This is a genomic window from Streptomyces sp. TS71-3, assembly GCF_018327685.1.
GTDB lineage: Bacteria > Actinomycetota > Actinomycetes > Streptomycetales > Streptomycetaceae > Streptomyces.
The window spans coordinates 2,605,721-2,625,750 of sequence record NZ_BNEL01000001.1 but is presented as its reverse complement, the minus strand read 5'-3'; the positions used below and the strand labels follow the sequence as shown (position 1 = coordinate 2,625,750).

The window sequence follows — 20,030 nt, the reverse complement described above, 5'->3', positions numbered from 1 at the left end:
TTGTGTTCCCCTCTGTCACAGGAGTGTCCTGGAACCGTGACGGGAACTTCCGCGGGCCACGGCGTCGCCCCGGGCGGGGGGCCGCCGCCTCGGCTCCAGGGCTCGGCACCGCCCGGCTGGCGTGATCCGGCAACCTGGATTCCACCGAGTGTTTCCATTGGTGTGTCCATTGGCCTTTCCTGGGGGTGCCGTGCACGCTGCCTCGCTCGCGCTGCTGTTGAGCGCCTCCGTCCTGCACGCGGCCTGGAACTTCGCGCCAAGCGGGTCGGCCGTGGCGGGGCGGTGTTCGTCTGGTGCTACTACACGGTCTCCGCTGTGCTCTGCCTGCCCGTCGCGGTCGGGGACCTGTTCGTCGAGGGCGCGCGGCCGCGGTGGTGGTGGATCGTCGCGGCGGTCGGCACCGCGGTGTTCCCAGGCTGCCTGGTGCAGAGCGCGATGCTCACACCGTACGCACTCGCCCGGAAGCGAGAGGTCGCCCGCCTGTGGCGGGGCCACTGGCGGGAGACGCTGGTCGTCGCGGTGCTGTCGCCGCTGGCCTACCTGTTCGTGCTGTTCGCGATGCGGACGACGCCCGTCAGCGTGGTCGCCCCGGTCCGCGAGCTGAGCATCGTCATCGGGGGCCTCCTGGCGTGGCGCGTGCTCGGTGAGCCGAACCCGGTGCGCCGGCTCGTCGGGGCCGGGATCGTGCTGTCCGGGATCGTGGGTATCGCCGTGGGCTGAGACGTGGAGACGGGCGGTGGCGCACGCCCGTGACAAGGAGACGGCCGACCGCGCACGCCCGCGCCGGGCCGCTCTGTGCGGCCCGGCGCGGTCTGTGCGGGGAGGAGGGTCAGGGGACCAGCGGTGTCGTGATCAGAGCGAGGCCCGTCGTCGCCGAGGACGGCGCGAGGCACCCGGAGCCCGCGAAGGACGCCGTGTACGTGTGCGCTGTGGTGACGATGGCCGGGACGGTGAACTGCGGCGGGGCGAGGGTCGCCACGCCGTTCGCGTCGGTGACCGCCGTGCCGAGCACGAACGGACCCGTGGCGGTGTTGGCGATGAACGTCACCGTCTGCCCCGGGATCGGGGCGTTGGTGGCCGAGTTCCTGAGCGTGGCGCTCATGGCCTGGATGACGAACGTGCCGTTGGTGCGCAGCCTGATCAGGGCGGGCGAGGCCGTGATCGTGGTGCTCACCGCGGTGGAGGTGATGACGACGCTGCCCGTCGACGTGGCGAAGCAGGTTGCTCCGTTGTAGGTCGCGGTGATGGTGCCGGACGCCAGGGAGCTCGAGGTGAAGCACGCCTGACCGCTGGCGTTCAGCGCCACCGTCTGGTTCAGACCGCCAGGACCGGTGAACGTCACCGTACCGGTGGGAGTGCCGGTTCCCGGCGGGTTCGCGGTGACCGTGGCGCACACCGTCACCGACTGCCCGCAGGTCGACGGGTTCGGCGTCGCCGTCACCGTCGTCGTGGTGGCCGCCGGGTTGACGGTGACCGTGGCCGTGCCGGTCGAGGAGTTGAAGCAGGCCGCGCCGTTGTACGTCGCGGTGATGGTGCCGGACGACAGCGTGGTCGACGTGAGGCACGCCTGACCACTCGCGTTCACCGCCACCGTCTGGTTCAGCCCACCAGGACCGGTGAACGTCACCGTACCCGTCGGCGTACCCGAACCCGGCGGGTTCGCCGTCACCGTCGCACACACCGTCACCGACTGCCCGCACACCGACGGATTCGGCGTCACCGTGACCGCGGTCGTGGTGTTGGCCGGGTTGACGGTGACGGACACCGTGCCGCTCGACCCGGCGAAGCACGGGCCCTCACCGTTGTACGTCGCGGTGATGGTGCCGGTGACCAGCGTGGTCGACGTGAAGCACGCCTGACCACTCGCGTTCACCGCCACCGTCTGGTTCAACCCACCAGGACCGGTGAACGTCACCGTACCCGTCGGAGTCCCCGAACCCGGCGGGTTCGCCGTCACCGTCGCACACACCGTCACCGACTGCCCGCACACGGATGTGGACGGGGTCGCCGTGACCGTGGTCGTGGTCGCCGCCTCGTTCACGGTGACCGCCACCGAACCGGACGAACCGGAGGTGCAGGCACTGCCGTTGTAGGTGGCGGTGACGGTGCCGGTGGCGAGCGAGTTGGTCGTCACGCAGGCCTGGCCGGAGGCGTTGAGCGCCACCGTCTGGTTGAGGCCGCCGGGGCCGGTGAACGTCACCGTACCGGTGGGTGTCCCCGAACCAGGCGGGTTGGTGACCACCGTCGCGCACAGGGTGACCGACTGCCCGCACACCGACGGGTTCGGCGTCGCCGTCACCGTCGTGGTGCTGGTGGCCGGGTTGACGGTGGCGGTGGCCGTCCCGGTCGACGGCAGGAAGCAGGCGCTCCCGGTGTAGACGGCCGTGATGGTGCCGGACGCCAGGGAGGTCGTCGTGAAGCACGCCTGGCCGCTGGCGTTGAGCGCCACCGTCTGGACGAGACCGCCGGGACCGGTGAAGGTGACCGAGCCGGTCGGCGTGCCGGACCCCGGCGGGTTGGTGGTGACGGTCGCGCAGACCGTGACGGACTGCCCGCACACCGACGGGTTCGGCGTCAGCGTCACCGCCGTGGTGGTGGCGGCGGGGGTGACCGTGACGAGCACGGTGCCCGTCGAGCCCGCGAAGCAGGCGCCCTCGCCGTTGTAGGTGGCTGTGACGGTGCCGCTGGCCAGGGTGGTCGTGGTGACGCAGGCCTGGCCGGCGGCGTCCAGCGCCACCGTCTGGTTCAACCCGCCCGGACCGGTGAACGTCACCGTACCCGTCGGCGTCCCCGAACCAGGCGGGTTGGTGACCACCGTCGCGCACAGGGTGACCGACTGCCCGCACACCGACGGGTTCGGCGTCGCCGTCACCGTCGTGGTGGTCGATGCCTCGTTCACGGTGACGGAGGCGGTGCCGGTGGAGGTGCTGAAGCAGGCCGCGCCGTTGTACGTGGCCGTGATGGTCCCGGTGACCAGCGTGGTCGACGTGAAGCACGCCTGACCACTCGCGTTCACCGCCACCGTCTGGTTCAACCCACCAGGACCGGTGAACGTCACCGTACCCGTCGGCGTCCCCGAACCCGGCGGATTCGCCGTCACCGTCGCACACACCGTCACCGACTGCCCGCACACCGACGGATCCGGCGTCACCGTGACCGTGGTGGTGGTCGCGGCCGGATTGACCGTGACGGAGGCGGTGCCGGTGGAGGTGGCGAAGCAGGCCGCACCGTTGTACGTGGCCGTGATGGTCCCGGTGACCAGCGTGGTCGACGTGAAGCACGCCTGACCACTCGCGTTCACCGCCACCGTCTGGTTCAGCCCACCAGGACCGGTGAACGTCACCGTACCCGTCGGCGTCCCCGAACCCGGCGGGTTGGTGACCACCGTCGCGCAGACGGTGACCGACTGCCCGCACACCGACGGATCCGGCGTCACCGTGACCGTGGTGGTGGTCGCGGCCGGATTGACCGTGACGGAGGTGGTGCCGCTGGAGCCCGCGAAGCAGGGCCCCTCGCCGTTGTAGGTCGCGGTGACGGTGCCGGTGGCCAGGGTGGTCGTGGTGAGGCAGGCCTGGCCGGCGGCGTCCAGCGCCACCGTCTGATTCAGCCCGCCGGGACCGGTGAACGTCACCGTGCCCGTCGGAGTCCCCGAACCCGGCGGGTTCGTCGTCACCGTCGCGCACAGGGTGACCGACTCGCCGCACACCGACGGATCCGGCGTCGCCGTCACCACGGTCGTGGTGGAGGCCTCGTTCACCGTCACATCGACGGTGCCGGTGGACTCGGCGGCGCAGTCGTCGCCGTTGTAGGTGGCGGTGATCGTGCCCGAGGTCAGTGAGGTGCTGGTCAGGCATGCCTGGCCCTCGGCGTCCAGGGCGACCGTCACGTTCAGCCCGCCCGGACCGGTGAAGGTCACCGTGCCCGTCGGCGTGCCGGACCCGGGCGGGTCGATGGTGACCGTGGCGCACACCGTCACCGACTGCCCGCAGACGGACGGGTTCGGCGTGGCGGTCACCACGGTCGTCGTGTCGGCCGGGTTGACCGTGACGTCGGCGGTCCCCGTGGACGGGTTGGCGCAGGTACTGCCGTTGTAGGTCGCCGTGACCGTGCCGGTGGCCAGGGTGGTCGTGGTGAGGCAGGCCTGGCCGGCGGCGTCCAGCGCCACCGTCTGATTCAGCCCGCCGGGACCGGTGAAGGTCACCGTGCCCGTCGGCGTGCCGGAACCCGGCGGGTCGATGGTGACCGTCGCGCAGACCGTGACGGACTCGCCGCACACCGAGGGATCGGGCGTCACCGTCACCGCCGTGGTCGTGTCGGCCGGGTTGACGATCACTGTGGTCATGCCGACGGAGCCCGCGAAGCAGGGCCCCTCGCCGTTGTAGGTGGCAGTCACGGTGCCACTGGCCAACGTGGTCGTGGTGAGGCAGGCCTGGCCGGCGGCGTCCAGCGCCACCGTCTGATTCAACCCGCCGGGACCGGTGAACGTCACCGTGCCGGTGGGAGTGCCGGAACCCGGCGGGTTGGTGGTGACCGTGGCGCAGACGGTGACGGACTCGCCGCACACCGACGGGTCCGGCGTCACCGTCACCACCGTCGTGGTGGAGGCCTCGTTCACCGTCACATCGGCCGTGGCGGTGGACGGGTTGAAACACGCCGCGCCGTTGTACGTGGCCGTGACCGTGCCGGTGGCCAGCGTGGTCGTGGTCACGCAGGCCTGGCCGGTCGGTCCCAGTGCGGCGGTCTGGGTGAAACCGCCGGGGCCCGTGAAGGTCACGGTGCCCGTGGGGATTCCGGTGCCGGGCGGGTCGGCGGTGACGGTCGCGCACAGCGTCACCGACTGGCCGCAGACCGAGGGGTCCGGGGTGACGGCGATGGTGGTCGTGGTGTCCGCCGGGTTGACGGTCACGTCCGTGGTGCCCGTGGAACTCTGCGCGCAGCTGTCGCCGTTGTAGGTGGCGGTGATCGTGCCCGAGGCGAGTGTGGTGGTCGTGATGCAGGCCTGACCGGTGGCGTCCAGGGTGGCCGTCTGGTTCAGCCCGCCGGGTCCGGTGAAGGTGACCGTGCCGGTGGGAGTGCCGGAACCCGGCGGGTTGATGGTCACCGTGGCGCAGACGGTGACGGACTCGCCGCACACCGACGGATCCGGCGTCGCCGACACCACCGTCGTGGTGGCCGCGGGGTCGACGGTGACCGCGAACGTGCCGACCGAGCCGGCGAAGCAGGGGCCCTCGCCGTTGTAGGTGGCGGTGACGGTACCTGTGGCGAGCGTGGTGGTGGTCAGACAGGCCTGGCCCGAGGCGTCCAGCGCCACTGTCTGGTTCAGACCGCCGGGACCGGTGAACGTCACCGTACCCGTCGGCGTCCCCGAACCCGGCGGGTTCGTGGTCACCGTGGCGCAGACAGTGACGGTCTCGCCGCACACGGACGGGTCGGGCGTCGCCGTCACCACCGTCGTGGTCGCGGCCTCGTCCACCGTCGCCTCGAACGTGCCGATGGAGGGCGCGGCGCACACGTCACCGCTGTACGTGGCCGTGATCGTGCCGGTCGCCAGTGTCGTGGTGGTCAGGCACGCCTGACCCGAGGCGTCCAGCGCGACGGTCTGGATCAGCCCGCCGGCACCGGTGAAGATGACCGTGCCCGTCGGGGTGCCCGTGCCCGGGGGGTCGATCGTGACGGTCGCACAGACGGTGACGGACTCGCCGCACACGGACGGATCCGGCGTCGCCGTCACCACGGTGGTGGTCGGGGCCGGGAGGACGGTGACGGCCACCGTCCCCGTTGAACCGGCTGTGCAGTCGTCACCGTTGTAAGTGGCCGTGACGGTCCCGGTGCTCAGTACCGACGTCGTCACGCAGGCCTCGCCGCCGGCATCGAGGGGGACGGTCTCGTTCAGTCCGCCGGGGCCGGTGAAGGTGACCGTACCGGTCGGGACGCCTGTGCCGGGTGGGAGGATCGTGACGGTCGCGCAGACGGTGACGGACTCGCCGCAGATCGACGGGTTCGGGGCCGCCGTCACGACCGTGGCGGTGTCCGCGGCGTTGACGACCTGGTTCACCAGGTTGGACGCCGAGGGGTCGAAGGTGGCGTCGCCGCTGTACGAGGCGATCGCCTGGTGGGTACCGACGGTCAGGTCGTCGATGGTGACCTGGGCCAGGCCCAGGGCGTCCAGCGGGGCCGTCAGCGTGGGCCCGTCGTCACTGATGATCACGCTCACGGTGCCGGTCGGGATGGCCGTCTCCGGTGGGACCGGAGCGACGGCGACGGTGAAGGTGACGGTCTCGCCGCAGACCGAGGGGTTGGGAGACGACGTCAGCGTGGTGGTCGAACTGGCCAAGGTGCAGCCCCCTTTTGAGGTGTACGGGGCCAAAGAAGCCCGGACGCCTTTCCGGTGACGGCCATAAAGGCGCACCTTGGGAAAGGAGCTGTTTCGGCGCATGCCGATACGGCGGCACACTGGGCGCCGAGGGCCTGCTCTTTGGTTCTCCCAGTAGGCGGCCGAGACGCGTTGCTGCGCCATACGGGTGCATCAAAAGGCACCCGTATGGAGCAGCGCACGGGGAGGTCCGGGGAGCAATTCAGATAATCTCCAGCACCCCCGGCGCGAGAGGAACGCCCCGCCGTCCGCCCGCACACGAAAGGGAACCGGAAGCATGTGACTACTGGTTGACCACGAGGACCGTGCCGCCACTCCGCTGTCGCGCGGCCTCGGCCTCCTGCCGGGTGGGGTAGTCGCGCATCACGCCGTTGGGCAGGACCAGTCGGTAGATCGTCGCCCTTCCGCGGGCGCCACCACCGCAGTTGCATCCCATGTGACTCCTCCTTCGAATTGCCGTCGGACTTCCTTCAGTCGAGCCAGGTGGACGCGAGGCCGGCCAGGTAGGACAGCGTCAGGACCATGGCGACCGCCCGGAACGCGGTGGTGTCGCCGGCCAGGTAGGCCGGCGGCACGACCGCCCCGGCGGCCCACGTCCCCGTGCACCAGCCGCAGGTGACCAGGTAGGCCGGCCCGGACTCGTCCCCGAACCGCTCCGCCACCCAGGTGCGCAACCTGGCGGCCAGCACGTCCTTCGTTATGAATCTGGTAATACGACAAACGGCGCCGAGCGCCAGAAGAAACACCACCGGGTCCATGCAATTCATCGTAAAGCGACCGGCCTTCTATGAGGTACTCCCTTGTACAAGGATTTCCACGGCGAAAAGAGCGGAGATGGAAACAGGAAAGAATCGAGAAAAACCAGTTTCGTTGTGATGCCCATGGGTCTGCCTTTGCATGGCCGGCTGCCGGCAGAACCGATAGCGCGGGAATATGCGCCCGCGGGATTGCGCGCCGGGGCGCGGGAACGGCCGGGGGCGGACCGCGCCGGGGGCGTCGGGGCGGGTCGCGCGTCACGGCGGTGACGGCTGTGGCTCATGTTCCGCTCAAGTCGCGGGACTTGGGCGGGCGCCCTGCGGCAGTGTGGCCGCATGGTGGGATGGAAGAAGGACACGCAGGTGGTGCTCGCCCTGCGGGACGCGGACGAGATTCTGACCGCGCTCCAAGCGGCGCTGGAGGATGCCCCGGAGGCGGAACGGCCGGGGCTGGCCCGCGCCCTGGAGGTGGCGGTCGGCGCGGCGGTGACCTCGGAGGCGGAGCTGAGGGTGCGCTGGACCAGGCGCCAACTGGCCGCGGCGGGCTACGAGGGCCCGGCCGACGCGGTGGCCGCCGTCAAGGCGCTGCGGTCGGCGGAGCCGGCGCTCGGCCTGCGGCAGGCCGTGGCCATGGCGCGGGAGGCGGCGGCTCGGGACTGAGGTCTGGGGGCGTCCCCGGGCGGAGTTTGGGGCGTCCCCCTGGCGGAGTTGGGGAGCGTCCCCCCTGGCGGAGTTACGCTCGGAGCATGCTGCTCGAACACCGGGGAAGCAGACCGCTGGTGCCGGCGTCGGCGTACGTCGCGCCGACGGCCGTGCTGTGCGGCGCGGTCCGGCTCGGCGAGCGGGCGCGCGTGCTGCACGGCGCGGTGCTCACCGCCGAGGACGGCGAAGTGCGCACCGGTGAGGACGTGGTGGTGATGGAGCACGCCCTGGTCCGCGGGCGCGCCGGCCACCCCGCGGTGCTCGGCGACGCGGTGCTGATCGGCCCGCACGCGCACGTCAACGGCGCCACGGTGGACGACGAGGTGTTCGTGGCCACCGGCGCCTCCCTCTTCCCGGGCGCCCACGCCGGCGCCGGATGCGAACTGCGCATCAACAGCGTCCTGCACGTCGGCTCCCGCCTGGCGCCGGGCACCGTCCTGCCCATCGGCTGGATCGCCGCCGGCGACCCGGCCGAGCCGTTCTCCCCGGACCGCCACGACGAACTGTGGGAGAGGCAGCGCGAGATGGACTTCCCGGGCACCGTGTACGGCGTCCCGCGCGGTACCACGATGCGGGAGCTGATGGGCCGGCAGGTCGAGTACTACGGGGCTCACCGGGAGGACCGGGTCCTGGACGAACCCGGCGACGGTTCCCCCGGCGGACCCGGCGTCTGACCGCGGGGCCTGACCGCGGGGCCTGACCGCGGCGCCTGACCGCGGCGCCTCCGTTCAGAGGTCGATCCGCGCCGCGACGGGCAGATGGTCGCTGGGCGTGGCGGGCAGCGTCCAGGACGAGACCGGGGTGACGCCCCTGACGAGGATGTTGTCGATCCGGGCGAGCGGGAACGCGGCGGGCCAGGTGAACCCGAAACCGGCACCCCGGGTGTCCTGGGCCGAGTGCAGCAGGCGGGTGACGGGGGCGAGCGCCCGGTCGTGCACGGTGCCGTTGAGGTCGCCCATCAGGATCGTCCTGGGCAGCGGGTCGGCGCGGAGCGCGGCGCCGAGGATCCCGGTGGCCTCGTCGCGCGCCCGCACGGTGAACCCGGCGGACGAGACCCGTACCGACGCGAGGTGGGCGACGAAGACGGCGACGGGACCCCGCGGGATGGCGACGGTGCTGCGCAGGGCGCGCGGCCACGGCATGATCGGCAGCTCCCGGGTTCCGCTCAGCGGGTAGCGGCTCCACAGGCCGACGGTGCCCTCCACGGCGTGGTACGGATAGCCACCGGCCAGGGCCTTCTCGTAGGCGGGGGTCGCCTCGGGGCTCAGCTCCTCCAGGGCCACGAGGTCGGCGTGGGAGGCGGAGAGCGCGGCGGCGGTGGCGCCCGGGTCGGGGTTGTCCTCGTTGACGTTGTGGCTGACGACGGTCAGGTCACCGCCGGTGGCGCGCCCCCCGAGCACCCCGCCGAACGCCGTCCCGCCGAACATCAGCAGCCAGACGACGGCCGGAAGCAGCGCCCCCACGGCCGCCCGCCGGGACCGCCGCACCGCGGCGATCCCCAGCGTCACCGGCACGGCGAGCCCGAGCCACGGCAGCACGGTCTCGATCAGGCTGCCGACGTTGAGCGCCGAGTCGGGCACGTAGGCGTGCAGCGGCATCAGCAGGGCGGACGCCGCGGCGAAGAGGGTGGTGAGGAGGCCGCGGGGGCGGGGGTGGGTGCGGGTGCTGCGGGTGATCCGGCTGCGGATGCTCCGGGTGACCCGGGTGCGGATGCTCCCGGTGCGGATGGTCCCGGTGCGGATGGTCGCCGGGGATGTGGGGGGTGCGGCGGGTGCGGCGGGTTCGCCCTGGACGGCGGGGTCCGGCGTCGGGTGCGGCGAGGGGTCGGGCCCGGGGGTCGCCGCGGACGCCGGCCGCGGCAAGGGCGCAGCGGCCCGCGGCGGGGACGGGGACGGGGACGGGGGCGGGGACGGGGACGGGGACGGGGACGGGGCGAGGGTGCCGGTGCAGGGCGGGGACGGGTCGTGGGTGCCGGTGCAGGGCGGGGACGGGTCGTGGGTGCCGGTGCGCGGCGGGGCAGAGGGCATGGGGCGGCCACCTTCGGGGTCCTGACGTGCGCGGACCGCGCACACGACCCACCGTGCCCGCCCACCGTTTCGGGCCCGTGGGAAGCGTCCCTCCGCGACTGCTCGGTTTCTCGTCGGTTCCGTATCGGCCCTGGCGGGCGGATGGTCGCCGGCGCCTGCGGAGGTCTGGTGTCCGTGCGTTCGGCCGGGGCGAGCGCCCGTCTCAGCCCTGTTCGCCGGACCCCGACGCCGTCGGCAGCCCCTCGGGCCGCGCGGGCGGCAGCCCCAGCACCGCCAGCGCGCCCCCGTCGGGCGCGTTGGTGAACGTGAGGCTCGCGCCGATGACGTGGGCCTGGCCGGCCGCGATGGTCAGGCCGAGGCCGTGGCCCCGGCCGCGTTCGGCGGCGCCGGTGCGGAAGCGCTGGGGGCCGTCCGCGAGGAGGGCGGCCGGGAACCCGGGGCCGTGGTCGCGGACCTCGATCGTGCTGTCGGTGACGGTGACGTCCACGGGGGCGGCACCGTGCCGGTGGGCGTTGGCGACCAGGTTGGCCACGATGCGGTCCAGGCGGCGCGGGTCGGTCTCGGCCACCGGGCTGCCGTCGACCGCCAGGCGGGCGGTCAGCCCCGCCTTGTCCAGGGACTCCGCCACCGCCTCGCCGAGCGCGACGGGGCGGAGCTCGGCGTGTTCCGCGCCGGCGTCCAGGCGGGAGACCTCCAGCAGGTCCTCCACCAGCCCCCGCAGCACCCGCACCCGGTCCCTGACCAGGTCGGTCGCCTCGCTCTCCGGCAGCAGCTCGGCCGCCGTGACCAGGCCCATGAGCGGGGTACGCAGCTCGTGGGCGACGTCCGCGGTGAAGCGCTGTTCGGCGCGGAGCCGGTCCTGGAGGCTGTCCGCCATCGAGTCGACGGTGGCGGCGATCTCGGTGATCTCGTCACCGCCCCAGCCGTCGGCGGTCGTGAGGGGGGTGGCCTCGGCCTGGGTGGCCTTACCGTCCGCCTCCCCGTGGTTGCCCCGGCCGTCCCGGCCGTACCCGGCACCGGTCCGGCCGCCCGCTCCCGTCCTGGCGTCCAGGTCGCCCGCGGCGATCCGGCGCGCGGTGGCCGCGACGCGGCGCAGGCGGCGGTTGGGGAGTTCGGCGGCGAGCGCCGCGAGCGGGACGATGACGGCGAGCACGGCCAGCGACGCCATCCGCATGTGCCGGTCCAGGGCCTTCCGGCTGAGCATGTCGGCGGTCGCGTCGACCTTCACGTCGAAGACCTGGCCGTCGGCCACACGGGCCGCCCGGGTCCATGGAACGGTCGGCGTGCGGTCGTCGTACCAGGCGCCCTCGCCGGACGCCTCGACCTGGCGGCGCAGCGGGTCCGGCAGGCCGCTGAGGGTCGTGAGGTTCGATCTGTCGCCGGTCCGGTGGTAGTCGTCGATAGCGGACTGGAGCTGCACGAACGCTTTCGCCCGGTTCTCGTTCATGGACCGCGCCAGGGTGCTCTCGTGCACCAGCAGGCCGACGGCCAGCGCGACCGCGCATGCCGCCACCGCCACCAGGGCGGCGATCTTCCAGCGGAGCGAGCGCCAGTTGAGCAGGCGGTGCACGGTGGCGAGCGCGTCCGCGTGGGCCTCCCGCATGCCGGGCGGCCGGGTGCCGGGCGGCCGGATGCCGGACGGCCGCGTCACGGGCGCCGCCATGGGGGCGGGGTGGCTGGGGCGCGGCTGCATGGGGCGGGTTTCCGTGGAGTGCGAGTGCGGGGCGGCGGTCATCTCAGCGGCGCAGCTTGTATCCGAAGCCGCGAACCGTCTCGACGCGCTCGGCTCCGATCTTGCGGCGGAGCCGCTGCACGCACAGGTCGACGACGCGGCTGTCGCCGTCCCAGCCGTAGTCCCAGACGTTGCGGAGCAGTGTCTGCCGGTCGAGCACGACGCCGGCGTGCGCCGCGAACTCCAGCAGGAGCCGCAGCTCGGTGGGCGTCAGCGCGATCCTGGTGCCCGCGCGGAACACCTCCAGGCCCGCGGTGTCCACGGTGAGGTCGCCGAAGACGAGACGGTCCCCCGTGGCCTGCGCGGCGCCGGCCGCGGGCGGGTCGGCAGGCGGCTCGGCCTGCTCGCGTTCGGACGCGGCGGCGAAGGTGGCGCGGCGCAGCAGGGAGCGGATGCGGGCCACCAGGACGGCGGTGTCGACCGGCTTGACGACGTAGTCGTCGGCCCCTGCCTCCAGGCCGGACACCACGTCCAGGGCGTCGCCGCGGGCGGACATCATCAGGATGGGCTCAAGGCTGGTCTCGCGGATCCTGCGGCAGAGCCCGATGCCGTCCAGCTCGGGGAGCATCACGTCGAGCAGCAGGAGGTCGGGGCGGATCTCGCGGAAGCGTTCGAGGCCGGTGAGGCCGTCTTCCGCTACGGCGACCCGGTATCCGTAGCGCTCCAGGGACATGGCGAGGGCCTTGCGGATCACCTCGTCGTCCTCGACGAGGAGGAGGCTGACGGGGGCCGGGGGTGCGGGTGGGGCGGGGGCGGGCATCGCTGTCCATCTGTGGGGAGTACGGATTCCACCTTGCGGTGGAGATGTCTCGGTCGGGTGGCGTTCGGGCATCCGTCGGGGCGCGGGTCTGTATCAACGGAGTATCCACTCCGTGCAGGGCGCTGACGCGCCTGCCCCGCGTGTGCGCCCTCCTGCCGGCGATCATCCGACTGTCTCGTCGTGGTTCTATGCGCAGTTCCCCGCGCCCCTTATCAGGCGCTGACGCGCCCACCCCGCGTCTGCCCCCTGCTGCCGGCGATCATCCGACCGTGTCGTCGGGCTTCTCGCGCAGTTCCCCGCGCCCCTTATCAGGCGCTGACGCGCCCACCCCGCGTCTGCCCCCTGCTGCCGGCGATCATCCGACCGTGTCGTCGGGCTTCTCGCGCAGTTCCCCGCGCCCCTTATCAGGCGCTGGCGCGCCCACCCCGCGTCTGCCCCTCCGGGCAGCGATCATCTGACCGTCTCGTCGTGGCTGGTCGCTCCCCCACTGCCTTGAGGGCGTGGGAGGTACCCCCACCCCGCGCCCCTTCCGGGGCGCCGGTGGGTCCAGGCCCGCCCCGGAAGGGGCGCGGGGCTGTATCGATATGCGGCTCCGCCGCGTGGGCGCGAGCAACCCGCCACCGCCAGATGGTCCGGCGACAACCGCAACCACCCCTCCCGGACGGCACCGGCCACCCCAAAAACCGTACCCGCCAGTCTTGTGAACTTGTCTTACAAACGCTCTACTGAGGGGGACGCTGACGAATGGAGGCCCCCTTGCCTGACATCACGGCACAGTCCGCGCCCGGACGGCACCCGGAGCCCACCCCCGAGCGGCACACCGGAACCGGCGGCCGGGGCGCCGGCTGGGTGGAGTCCGCCACCCGTTGGATCCAGCTCACCCTGGCCGAGGACGACCCCGCCCACTTCGACGCCGAGTTCTGGCTGGAGCTGATGCGCGAGAGCCGCGCCAACGCGCTCTGCCTCAGCGCCGGCGGCTACGTCGCCTACTACCCGACCCGCATCCCGCTGCACCACCGAAGCGCCTTCCTCGGCGGCACCGACCCGTTCGGCACCCTCGTCGAGGGTGCCAGGAAGCTGGGCATGCACGTGATGGCCCGGGTCGACCCGCACGCGGTGCACGCGGACGCCGCCGAGGCGCACCCGGAGTGGCTGGCGCTCGGTCAGGACGGCCGGCCGCTGGAGCACTGGTCGCTGCCTGGGGCCTGGCTGACCTGCCCGTTCAGCGACTACCACGGGGAGTTCATCACCGAGGTGGCGCGCGAGATCGCCCGCGAGTACGACATCGACGCCGTCTTCGCCAACCGCTGGGACGGCCACGGCGGCATCTCCTACAGCGCCGCCGCACGGGACTCCTTCCGGGCCGACACCGGCCGCGAACTCCCCCGCGAAGAGGGCCGGTCGGACGACCCCGCGTGGCCCGCCTACGTCGCCTGGCGGCGCGGCAGGCTGGGCGAGCTGGTGGCGCGGTGGGACGCCGCGGTGAAGAGCGAGCGCCCGCACGCCTCGTTCATCCCCAACCTGGGCGCCACCACCGTGCGCGACCTGGACCCGGTGATCGCGCAGCGCTACTCGCCGTTCTTCGTCATCGACCGGCAGGGCCGCTCCGGCACCGAGCCGCTGTGGACGGCGGGCCAGCTCGCGCGGCGCAGCCGGGCCGCGTTCCCGGACCGTCCCGCGCAGCTCATCTCGTCCGTGGGGCCCGAGCACCGGCACCGCTGGAAGGACTCGGTGGCGCCGGCGGCGGAGGTGCGCACCTGGATCGCGGACGGCTTCGTGCACGGCATCAACCCGTGGATGACGAAGTTCAACGCCGCCGTGCCGGACCGCCGCTGGGTGGCCCCGGTGGCCGACCTGTTCCGCCTGCACGCCCGCCTGGAGCCGGTGCTGCGGGACCTGCGGACGGCCGCTGACGTCGCCGTGCTCGACGGCTACCCGTCCCCGCACCGCTCCGGTGCCGAGCGGCTGCGCGACCGGCACGACGACGGCATCCACCACGCGCTCGTGGCGGCCCGTATCCCGTTCGAGCTGATCTCCGACTCCGCGCTGACCGCCGAACGCCTGGCCCGCCACCGGCTGCTGGTGCTCACCGGTGCCGAGCGCCTGGGGCCGCGGGAGGTCGGGATCGTCCGGGACTTCGTGTCCGGGGGCGGTTCGCTGGTGGCGGTGCACCGGGCGGGGCTGCTCGACGAGGACGGTGCCGAGCGCGCCGACTTCGCCCTCGGCGACGTCCTCGGTGTCCGGCTGCGGGAGCCCGCCCGTACCGTGCGCAACAACTACATCGCGCTGACCGGCCCCGAGCATCCCCTGCACGCCGGGCCCGCCGGCGCCGGGCGGATCATCGGCGGCACCAGCGTCCTCGGGATCGAGGCCGCGGACGGTACGGAGGTGCCCTTCCGCTTCGTGCCGGACTTCCCCGACCTGCCGATGGAGGAGGTCTACGCCCGCGCGGAGCCGGACGCGCCCGCGGTGGTGTGCCGGCAGGCGGAGGGCGGCGGGCGCACCGTGTACGCGGCGTTCGACCTGGGCGCCGTCTACTGGGAGGCCCTCCAGCTCGACCACGGGCGGCTGATCGCGGACGCGGTGCGCTGGGCGCTGGGCCCTCAGCCGGCGGTGCGGGTGGACGGCAGCGGGCTGGTGGACGTGGCGGTGCGCCGCGGCCCGCGGGCGCTGAGCGTCGCGCTGGTCAACCTCGACGACCCGTCGGCCCTGCGCGGCACCCGGCACGAGGTGCGGCCCCTGCCCCCGCAGACCGTCTCCGCCGCGCTGCCCCCGGGCGCCCGCGACGTGACGGCCCGCCTGCTCGTGGCCGGCACCGACGTCCCCGTCCGGGTGGCGGACGGCCGCGCCGAGGTCACCGTTGCGGAGGCGGAGCTGCTGGAGGTGGCACTGCTGACCTGGAGCGACGCGCGGTCCTCGGAGGCGGGCGACGCGGCGACCGGCGAGGGGGCGGGGGCGTGAGCGCCCCCGGCAGGGAGGGTGACCCTGACGCGGAAGGCGGCCCCGGCCCGGACCCCGGCACTCCGGCCCCCGACGAGCCCCGCCCCTGGTGGCGCGAGCCCTTCCGGATGTTCCAGACGAACCTGCGCGAGGTCGACGCCGGCCTGGACGTGGCGAAGGTGCTCGACTTCCTCGTCGGGTACGGCGCCGACACCTGGCTGCTCAGCGTCGGCGGCATCGTCTCCAACTACCCGACCGGGCTGCCCTTCCAGACGCGCAACCCGCACCTGGCCGACCGGCCGTCCGGCGACCTGGTGGGCGACGCGGTGGCCGAGGCCGGGCGGCGCGGCATCAGGGTGCTGGGCCGGATGGACTTCTCGAAGGTCGACCACGCCCGCGCCGAGGCGCATCCGGAGTGGTGCTTCGTGGACGCGGCGGGCGAACGGCAGGTGGTGCAGGGCCTGGTCAGCGTCTGCCCCAGCGGCGAGTACTACCAGGAGCGGCTCTTCGACGTGCTCGGGGAGGTGCTGGAACGGTATCCGGCGGTGGCCGGGTTCTTCCTCAACTGGATGTCGTTCAACGAGGTCGACTACAGCAAGCGGTACCGGGGCGTGTGCCACTGCCCGGGGTGCGCCCGGCGCTGGGCCGCGCACTCCGGGGGCGCGCCGCTGCCCACCGGTCCCGAGTCGCCCGGATACGGCGACTGGCAGCGGTTCACCCGGACCGTGCTCGACGACCTCACCGCCCGCATCCGCGCCCACGTCGCCCGGCGGAGCCCGGACGCCGCGCTGATCCTGGGCGACCGGGCCGACATCGTCTTCCACGAGGCCAACAACGCGGTCGGCCGGCCGCTGTGGCACCACCGCACCGCCGAGCACGTGAGCGCGGCCAAGGCCCAGCGGCCCGGTGTGCCGGTGCTGGTGAACTCGGTGGGGTTCCTCGACATGCCGTACCGGTGGGCCGGGGAGGACCCGCACCACTTCGCGCAGTACCTGGTGCAGGCCGTCTCGCGCGGCGCCGTGCCATCCACGTACGTCATGGGCACGCCGGACACCGGGGCCTACGGCTGCCTCGGCTCGGCGGGGCGGATCATCCGCTTCCACCGCGACCACGCCGGCGTCTACCGGGACCTGCGGCCCGAGCCGCGCGTCCTGCTGGTGCGCCCCGATCCCGCGCGCGCCTCCCCCGGCCGGGGCGCGCGCGCCACCGGCGAGTTCCAGGGCGTGTACCTCGCGCTCCAGGAGCGCCACATCCCCTTCGACGTGGTGCCGCAGGAGGCGCTTGGGCGCCTCGCGGACGCGGCGCCGCGCGGCTCCGGGCACCGGGGGACGGCGGCGCTGTCGGAGTACCGCCTGATCGTGCTGCCGGACCTCGGCCCCCCGGACCCGGACGAGGCGGCGGCGCTCGACGCGTACGCGGCGGCGGGCGGCGCGCTCCTCGCCACGGGCGCGACGGGGCTCGGGGCGGGACCCGGCACGGGACTCGGGGCGGGACCCGGCACGGGACCCGGCGGCGAGGGCTTGCTCGCGGCGCTCCCCTACGCCCGGCACACCGCCACCTGGGAGGGCGTGGAGCCCACCAGATCCCTCCACCTGGTGGGCATCGGTACCGGCACCGGCACCGCGGAGCCGCACCTTCCGGTGATCGGGGCGTTCCACGTGGTCGTGCCCCGCCCGGACGCCGGCACCGCGCTGCCCGCGCTCTCCCGCGCCCCGTACGGGCCGCCCGAGAAGTGCCACGGCCACCTCCCGCTGGAGCACCCGGGCCTGGTGACGGCCCGGCACGGCGCGGGGCAGGTCACCGCGCTGCCGTGGCACCCGGGCCTCGGCTACCGGGAGCTGGGCCTGGCCGTGCTGCGGGACCTGATCGCGGATCAGGCGCTGGCGACCGGCGGCTGCGACCTCGCGATCGGCACCGGCCTGCCCCCGCAGGTGGAGATCGTGCTCGGCAGATCCGCGGCGGGCCGGGTCGTGCACCTGCTCAACCGGTCGGGCGACGCGCCGCAGCGCTTCATGGCGCCGCTGCCCGTCGGCCCGTGCACGCTGACGCTGCCATGGCCGGACGCCGGCGCGGCGGTGCACGCGCACTACGCCGACCGCCCGCTGACGGTGGAGCGGGCGCCGGACGGGACGGCCCGCGTCGAACTGCCCCGGCTCGACCTCTTCGAGGTCCTGACCGTCCCCTACGCGACGGATTCCTGACGCCCCGTCGGGTCAGCCGCTCCGTGCCCGTCCCCGGCCGGACCGGCACCCTCCCCCACCCAGCCAAATTGTCAAACAACTAAGCAAGAACTCTTGACGGGCAATCCAACCGGCAGTGCAATGACACGCACCCGAACCCCCACGCCGCCGCTGCGAACGTGCGGGGCCTCCCAGACATCGACGAAGCCGACGGGAGAAGCGATGGATCGCAGGGCTCTGCTCAAAGCCGGTGCGGCCGGCCTGGTCACGGCCACGGCAGCCGCCTGCGGCGTGGGGCGGGACGACAGCGGGACGTGGAACGGCCACACGTCCCTGCGCTACGGGTTCTGGGGCGACAACATCCGCCTGAAGACGTACTCGCGGGGCTTCGACGCGTACGCGCGGGGGCACGGCACCGTCACGGTGGTGCCGGAGTTCGCCGACTACACGGCCTCGCAGGAGCGGATGACCACCATGATCGCCGCGCATGACGTGCCGGACGTGTTCTGGATCGCGTCGCCCCAGGTCCTCACCTACGAGAAGAACGACCTCTTCCACCCGCTGGACGAGATCCCGACCCTGCACCTGGACGACTACTCCAAGGAGCAGCTCGACTCCTTCCGCCTGAACGGCGCCCTCAACACCATCCCGCTCGGCGTCTACGTCTCCGCGATCCGCTACAACGAGGACTTCGCCCGGCAGGACGGGGTCACCTTCCCCGACGGCGAGGGCCCCGGCTGGACCTGGGACAAGCTCGCCGAACTCCTCATCGACTACACCCGCCACAACGGCCACGGCCGCAAGGGCCTGCCGTACCGCTCGGACATCGACCTGGTCTTCGAGTCCTGGCTGCGGCAGCGCGGCGAGCAGCTGTGGACCCGCGACGGGCGCATCGGCTTCACCGAGGACGGTCTCGCGTCGTGGTTCGACTGGTGGGAGCGGCTCCGCAAGGCCGGCGCCACCCTCACCATGAGCGAGCAGGAGGGCATGGCCTTCGACTGGGCGACGGTCGGCGGCAAGGTGCTGGTGAACGTCGGCGACTCCAACCACATCGTGGACGAGGGCAAGATGTTCCCCCAGTACCGCTTCCGGCAGCGCCCCGCGCCCGTCGCGCCGGGCGCCGCGCCGCACCACAAGTTCCAGTACTACCCGCGCCTCACGATCTCCCGCGAGATCGACAGGGCGAGCCTGAAGGCCGCCGGCAGCCTGATCGACTTCAACGTCAACAACGTGGCGATGCCGAGAGCCACCGGCCTGTCCATGGGCGCGCCGCCGAACCGGAGGGTCGTGGAGGCCTACCGGCCGCACGCCACCCGCGACGAGCTGGAGATGCTGAACCTCGTCCGCGGCGACCAGGAGTCCCCCGCGATGGGCACCCGCTACGAGGCGCCCGCCGGCTCCAACACCTGGCGCGACACGATGACCGAGATCGCCGGGAACATCGCCCTCGGCAGCACCTCCACCACCGCCGGCGCGCGCGAGATGATCGACCGGATCCACCAAGACCTGGAGCGCGCATGAGCCTCCCGCGCAGCGCCCCCCGTCCCGCCACCGGCCCGAGCGGCACCTCCGCGCAGGGCACCGGCACCCCCGGCGAACGCGCCCCGGGCGCGCCGGGCGAGGGCCCCTTCGGACTCCGCCGGGGCCGGACGGGCCGGACCGGCACCACCGGCGCCGTCTCCCACCTGCACCGGCAGGGCAGGGCGGCGCACATCTTCCTGATCCCCTGGCAGCTCGGCCTGGTGCTGATCACCTCGGTGCCGCTGCTCGCCTCGCTCTACCTCGCGTTCACCGACTACGACATCCTCGCCTCGCCGCACTTCACCGGCCTGGAGAACTTCCGGCGGATGGCGCACGACGCGCAGTTCTGGGCGTCGGTGCGGGTGACGCTCGTCTACGTCGTCGTGTCGGTCCCGCTGCAACTCGCGTTCGCGCTGTTCCTCGCGCTGGTCCTGGACCGGGGCCTGCGGGCGCTCTCCTTCTACCGCAGCGTCTTCTACCTGCCGTCGCTGCTGGGCGCCAGCGTGGCGGTGGCGATCCTGTGGCGGCAGATCTTCGGCGACACCGGCCTCGTCAACCGGGCCCTGGCGCTCGTGCACATCCACGGCCACAGCTGGCTCCAGGATCCGTCCACCGCGCTGGCCACCCTGATCGTGCTGCACGTCTGGGCGTTCGGCTCCCCCATGGTGATCTTCCTCGCCGGGCTGCGGCAGATACCCGACGACCTCTACGAGGCGTCGCGGGTGGACGGCGCCGGGCGCTTCAGGCAGTTCCGCAGCATCACGATCCCGCTGCTCACGCCCATCATCTTCTTCAACCTGATCCTCCAGACGATCGGCGCCTTCCAGTCCTTCACGCAGGCCGACATCGTCAGCAAGGGCACCGGCGGGCCGTCGAACTCCACGCTCTTCTACACCCTGTACCTCTACAAGCAGGGCTTCGTGAACTTCGACATGGGATACGCCTCGGCGCTCGCGTGGGTGCTGATGGTGGTGATCGCGGTCATCACCGCCGTCCACTTCCTGCTGTCGAAGTACTGGGTCTTCTACGGAGACGAGTGA

The 20,030-nt window shown here is 73.0% G+C and carries 13 protein-coding genes; 7 read left to right on the top strand and 6 right to left on the bottom strand.

The window, feature by feature from the left end; translation table 11 throughout:
* Nucleotides 1-282 precede the first annotated feature (282 nt).
* Nucleotides 283-720, top strand: coding sequence for an EamA family transporter (locus Sm713_RS10675; RefSeq protein WP_212909377.1), 438 nt, complete (start codon nt 283-285; stop codon nt 718-720).
* Nucleotides 721-829: 109 nt separating this feature from the next.
* Here the strand turns inward: Sm713_RS10675 and Sm713_RS40285 are convergent, their stop codons facing one another.
* From Sm713_RS40285 to Sm713_RS10645, 3 genes are all read right to left on the bottom strand, one after another.
* Complete coding sequence (locus Sm713_RS40285; RefSeq protein ID WP_249416213.1) at nt 830-6,334, bottom strand: Ig-like domain-containing protein; 5,505 nt, start codon at nt 6,332-6,334, stop codon at nt 830-832.
* Nucleotides 6,335-6,656: 322 nt separating this feature from the next.
* The gene (locus tag Sm713_RS10650) at nt 6,657-6,809 is read right to left on the bottom strand and encodes a hypothetical protein (protein WP_212909376.1); all 153 of its coding nucleotides are present in this window, start codon (nt 6,807-6,809) and stop codon (nt 6,657-6,659) included.
* 34 nt (nt 6,810-6,843) lie between these two features.
* Nucleotides 6,844-7,062, bottom strand: coding sequence for a DUF1360 domain-containing protein (locus Sm713_RS10645; RefSeq protein ID WP_249416212.1), 219 nt, complete (start codon nt 7,060-7,062; stop codon nt 6,844-6,846).
* Nucleotides 7,063-7,464: 402 nt separating this feature from the next.
* Between Sm713_RS10645 and Sm713_RS10640 the strand changes: the two genes are divergently transcribed.
* Both Sm713_RS10640 and Sm713_RS10635 read left to right on the top strand, forming a co-directional pair.
* A complete protein-coding gene (locus Sm713_RS10640) occupies nt 7,465-7,788 on the top strand; it encodes a hypothetical protein (RefSeq protein WP_212909374.1) in 324 nt (107 codons plus the stop codon).
* A gap of 86 nt (nt 7,789-7,874) precedes the next feature.
* Nucleotides 7,875-8,504 carry a gamma carbonic anhydrase family protein gene (locus Sm713_RS10635; protein ID WP_212909373.1) on the top strand — a complete coding sequence of 210 codons (630 nt, stop codon included), beginning with the start codon at nt 7,875-7,877 and terminating at the stop codon, nt 8,502-8,504.
* A gap of 54 nt (nt 8,505-8,558) precedes the next feature.
* Here Sm713_RS10635 and Sm713_RS10630 read toward each other — a convergent pair whose 3' ends face one another.
* From Sm713_RS10630 to cseB, 3 genes are all read right to left on the bottom strand, one after another.
* Complete coding sequence (locus tag Sm713_RS10630; protein ID WP_212911932.1) at nt 8,559-9,428, bottom strand: endonuclease/exonuclease/phosphatase family protein; 870 nt, start codon at nt 9,426-9,428, stop codon at nt 8,559-8,561.
* 631 nt (nt 9,429-10,059) lie between these two features.
* Nucleotides 10,060-11,460, bottom strand: coding sequence for a HAMP domain-containing sensor histidine kinase (locus tag Sm713_RS10625; RefSeq protein ID WP_212911931.1), 1,401 nt, complete (start codon nt 11,458-11,460; stop codon nt 10,060-10,062).
* 133 nt (nt 11,461-11,593) lie between these two features.
* Nucleotides 11,594-12,349, bottom strand: coding sequence for a two-component system response regulator CseB (gene cseB, locus Sm713_RS10620; protein ID WP_212909372.1), 756 nt, complete (start codon nt 12,347-12,349; stop codon nt 11,594-11,596).
* Between the two features lie 756 nt (nt 12,350-13,105).
* On the opposite strand from cseB, the gene Sm713_RS10615 reads away from it, so the two are divergent.
* The 4 genes from Sm713_RS10615 (at nt 13,106) to Sm713_RS10600 (ending at nt 20,030) form a co-directional block, all read left to right on the top strand.
* Nucleotides 13,106-15,310: an alpha-amylase family protein gene (locus Sm713_RS10615; RefSeq protein WP_212909371.1), complete on the top strand. Its 2,205-nt coding sequence runs from the start codon at nt 13,106-13,108 to the stop codon at nt 15,308-15,310.
* Nucleotides 15,307-17,490, top strand: a complete 2,184-nt coding sequence (locus tag Sm713_RS10610) for a hypothetical protein (RefSeq protein ID WP_212909370.1) — start codon at nt 15,307-15,309, stop codon at nt 17,488-17,490. The genes Sm713_RS10615 and Sm713_RS10610 overlap by 4 nt, the downstream gene beginning before the upstream one ends.
* Nucleotides 17,491-17,691: 201 nt before the next feature.
* Nucleotides 17,692-18,990 carry an ABC transporter substrate-binding protein gene (locus Sm713_RS10605; RefSeq protein ID WP_212909369.1) on the top strand — a complete coding sequence of 433 codons (1,299 nt, stop codon included), beginning with the start codon at nt 17,692-17,694 and terminating at the stop codon, nt 18,988-18,990.
* The gene (locus Sm713_RS10600; RefSeq protein ID WP_212909368.1) at nt 18,987-20,030 is read left to right on the top strand and encodes a carbohydrate ABC transporter permease; all 1,044 of its coding nucleotides are present in this window, start codon (nt 18,987-18,989) and stop codon (nt 20,028-20,030) included. Before Sm713_RS10605 ends, Sm713_RS10600 begins: the two co-directional genes overlap by 4 nt.

Bases quoted from the DNA above. Each gene is read 5' to 3' on its own strand.
- Sm713_RS10635 (WP_212909373.1), top strand. From the start codon at position 7,875: ATGCTGCTCGAACACCGGGGAAGCAGACCGCTGGTGCCGGCGTCGGCG.
- Sm713_RS10630 (WP_212911932.1), bottom strand. From the start codon at position 9,428: ATGCCGCTGCACGCCTACGTGCCCGACTCGGCGCTCAACGTCGGCAGC.
- Sm713_RS10625 (WP_212911931.1), bottom strand. From the start codon at position 11,460: ATGCGGGAGGCCCACGCGGACGCGCTCGCCACCGTGCACCGCCTGCTC.
- Sm713_RS10600 (WP_212909368.1), top strand. From the start codon at position 18,987: ATGAGCCTCCCGCGCAGCGCCCCCCGTCCCGCCACCGGCCCGAGCGGC.
- cseB (WP_212909372.1), bottom strand. From the start codon at position 12,349: ATGCCCGCCCCCGCCCCACCCGCACCCCCGGCCCCCGTCAGCCTCCTC.
- Sm713_RS10640 (WP_212909374.1), top strand. From the start codon at position 7,465: ATGGTGGGATGGAAGAAGGACACGCAGGTGGTGCTCGCCCTGCGGGAC.
- Sm713_RS10650 (WP_212909376.1), bottom strand. From the start codon at position 6,809: ATGGGATGCAACTGCGGTGGTGGCGCCCGCGGAAGGGCGACGATCTAC.
- Sm713_RS10605 (WP_212909369.1), top strand. From the start codon at position 17,692: ATGGATCGCAGGGCTCTGCTCAAAGCCGGTGCGGCCGGCCTGGTCACG.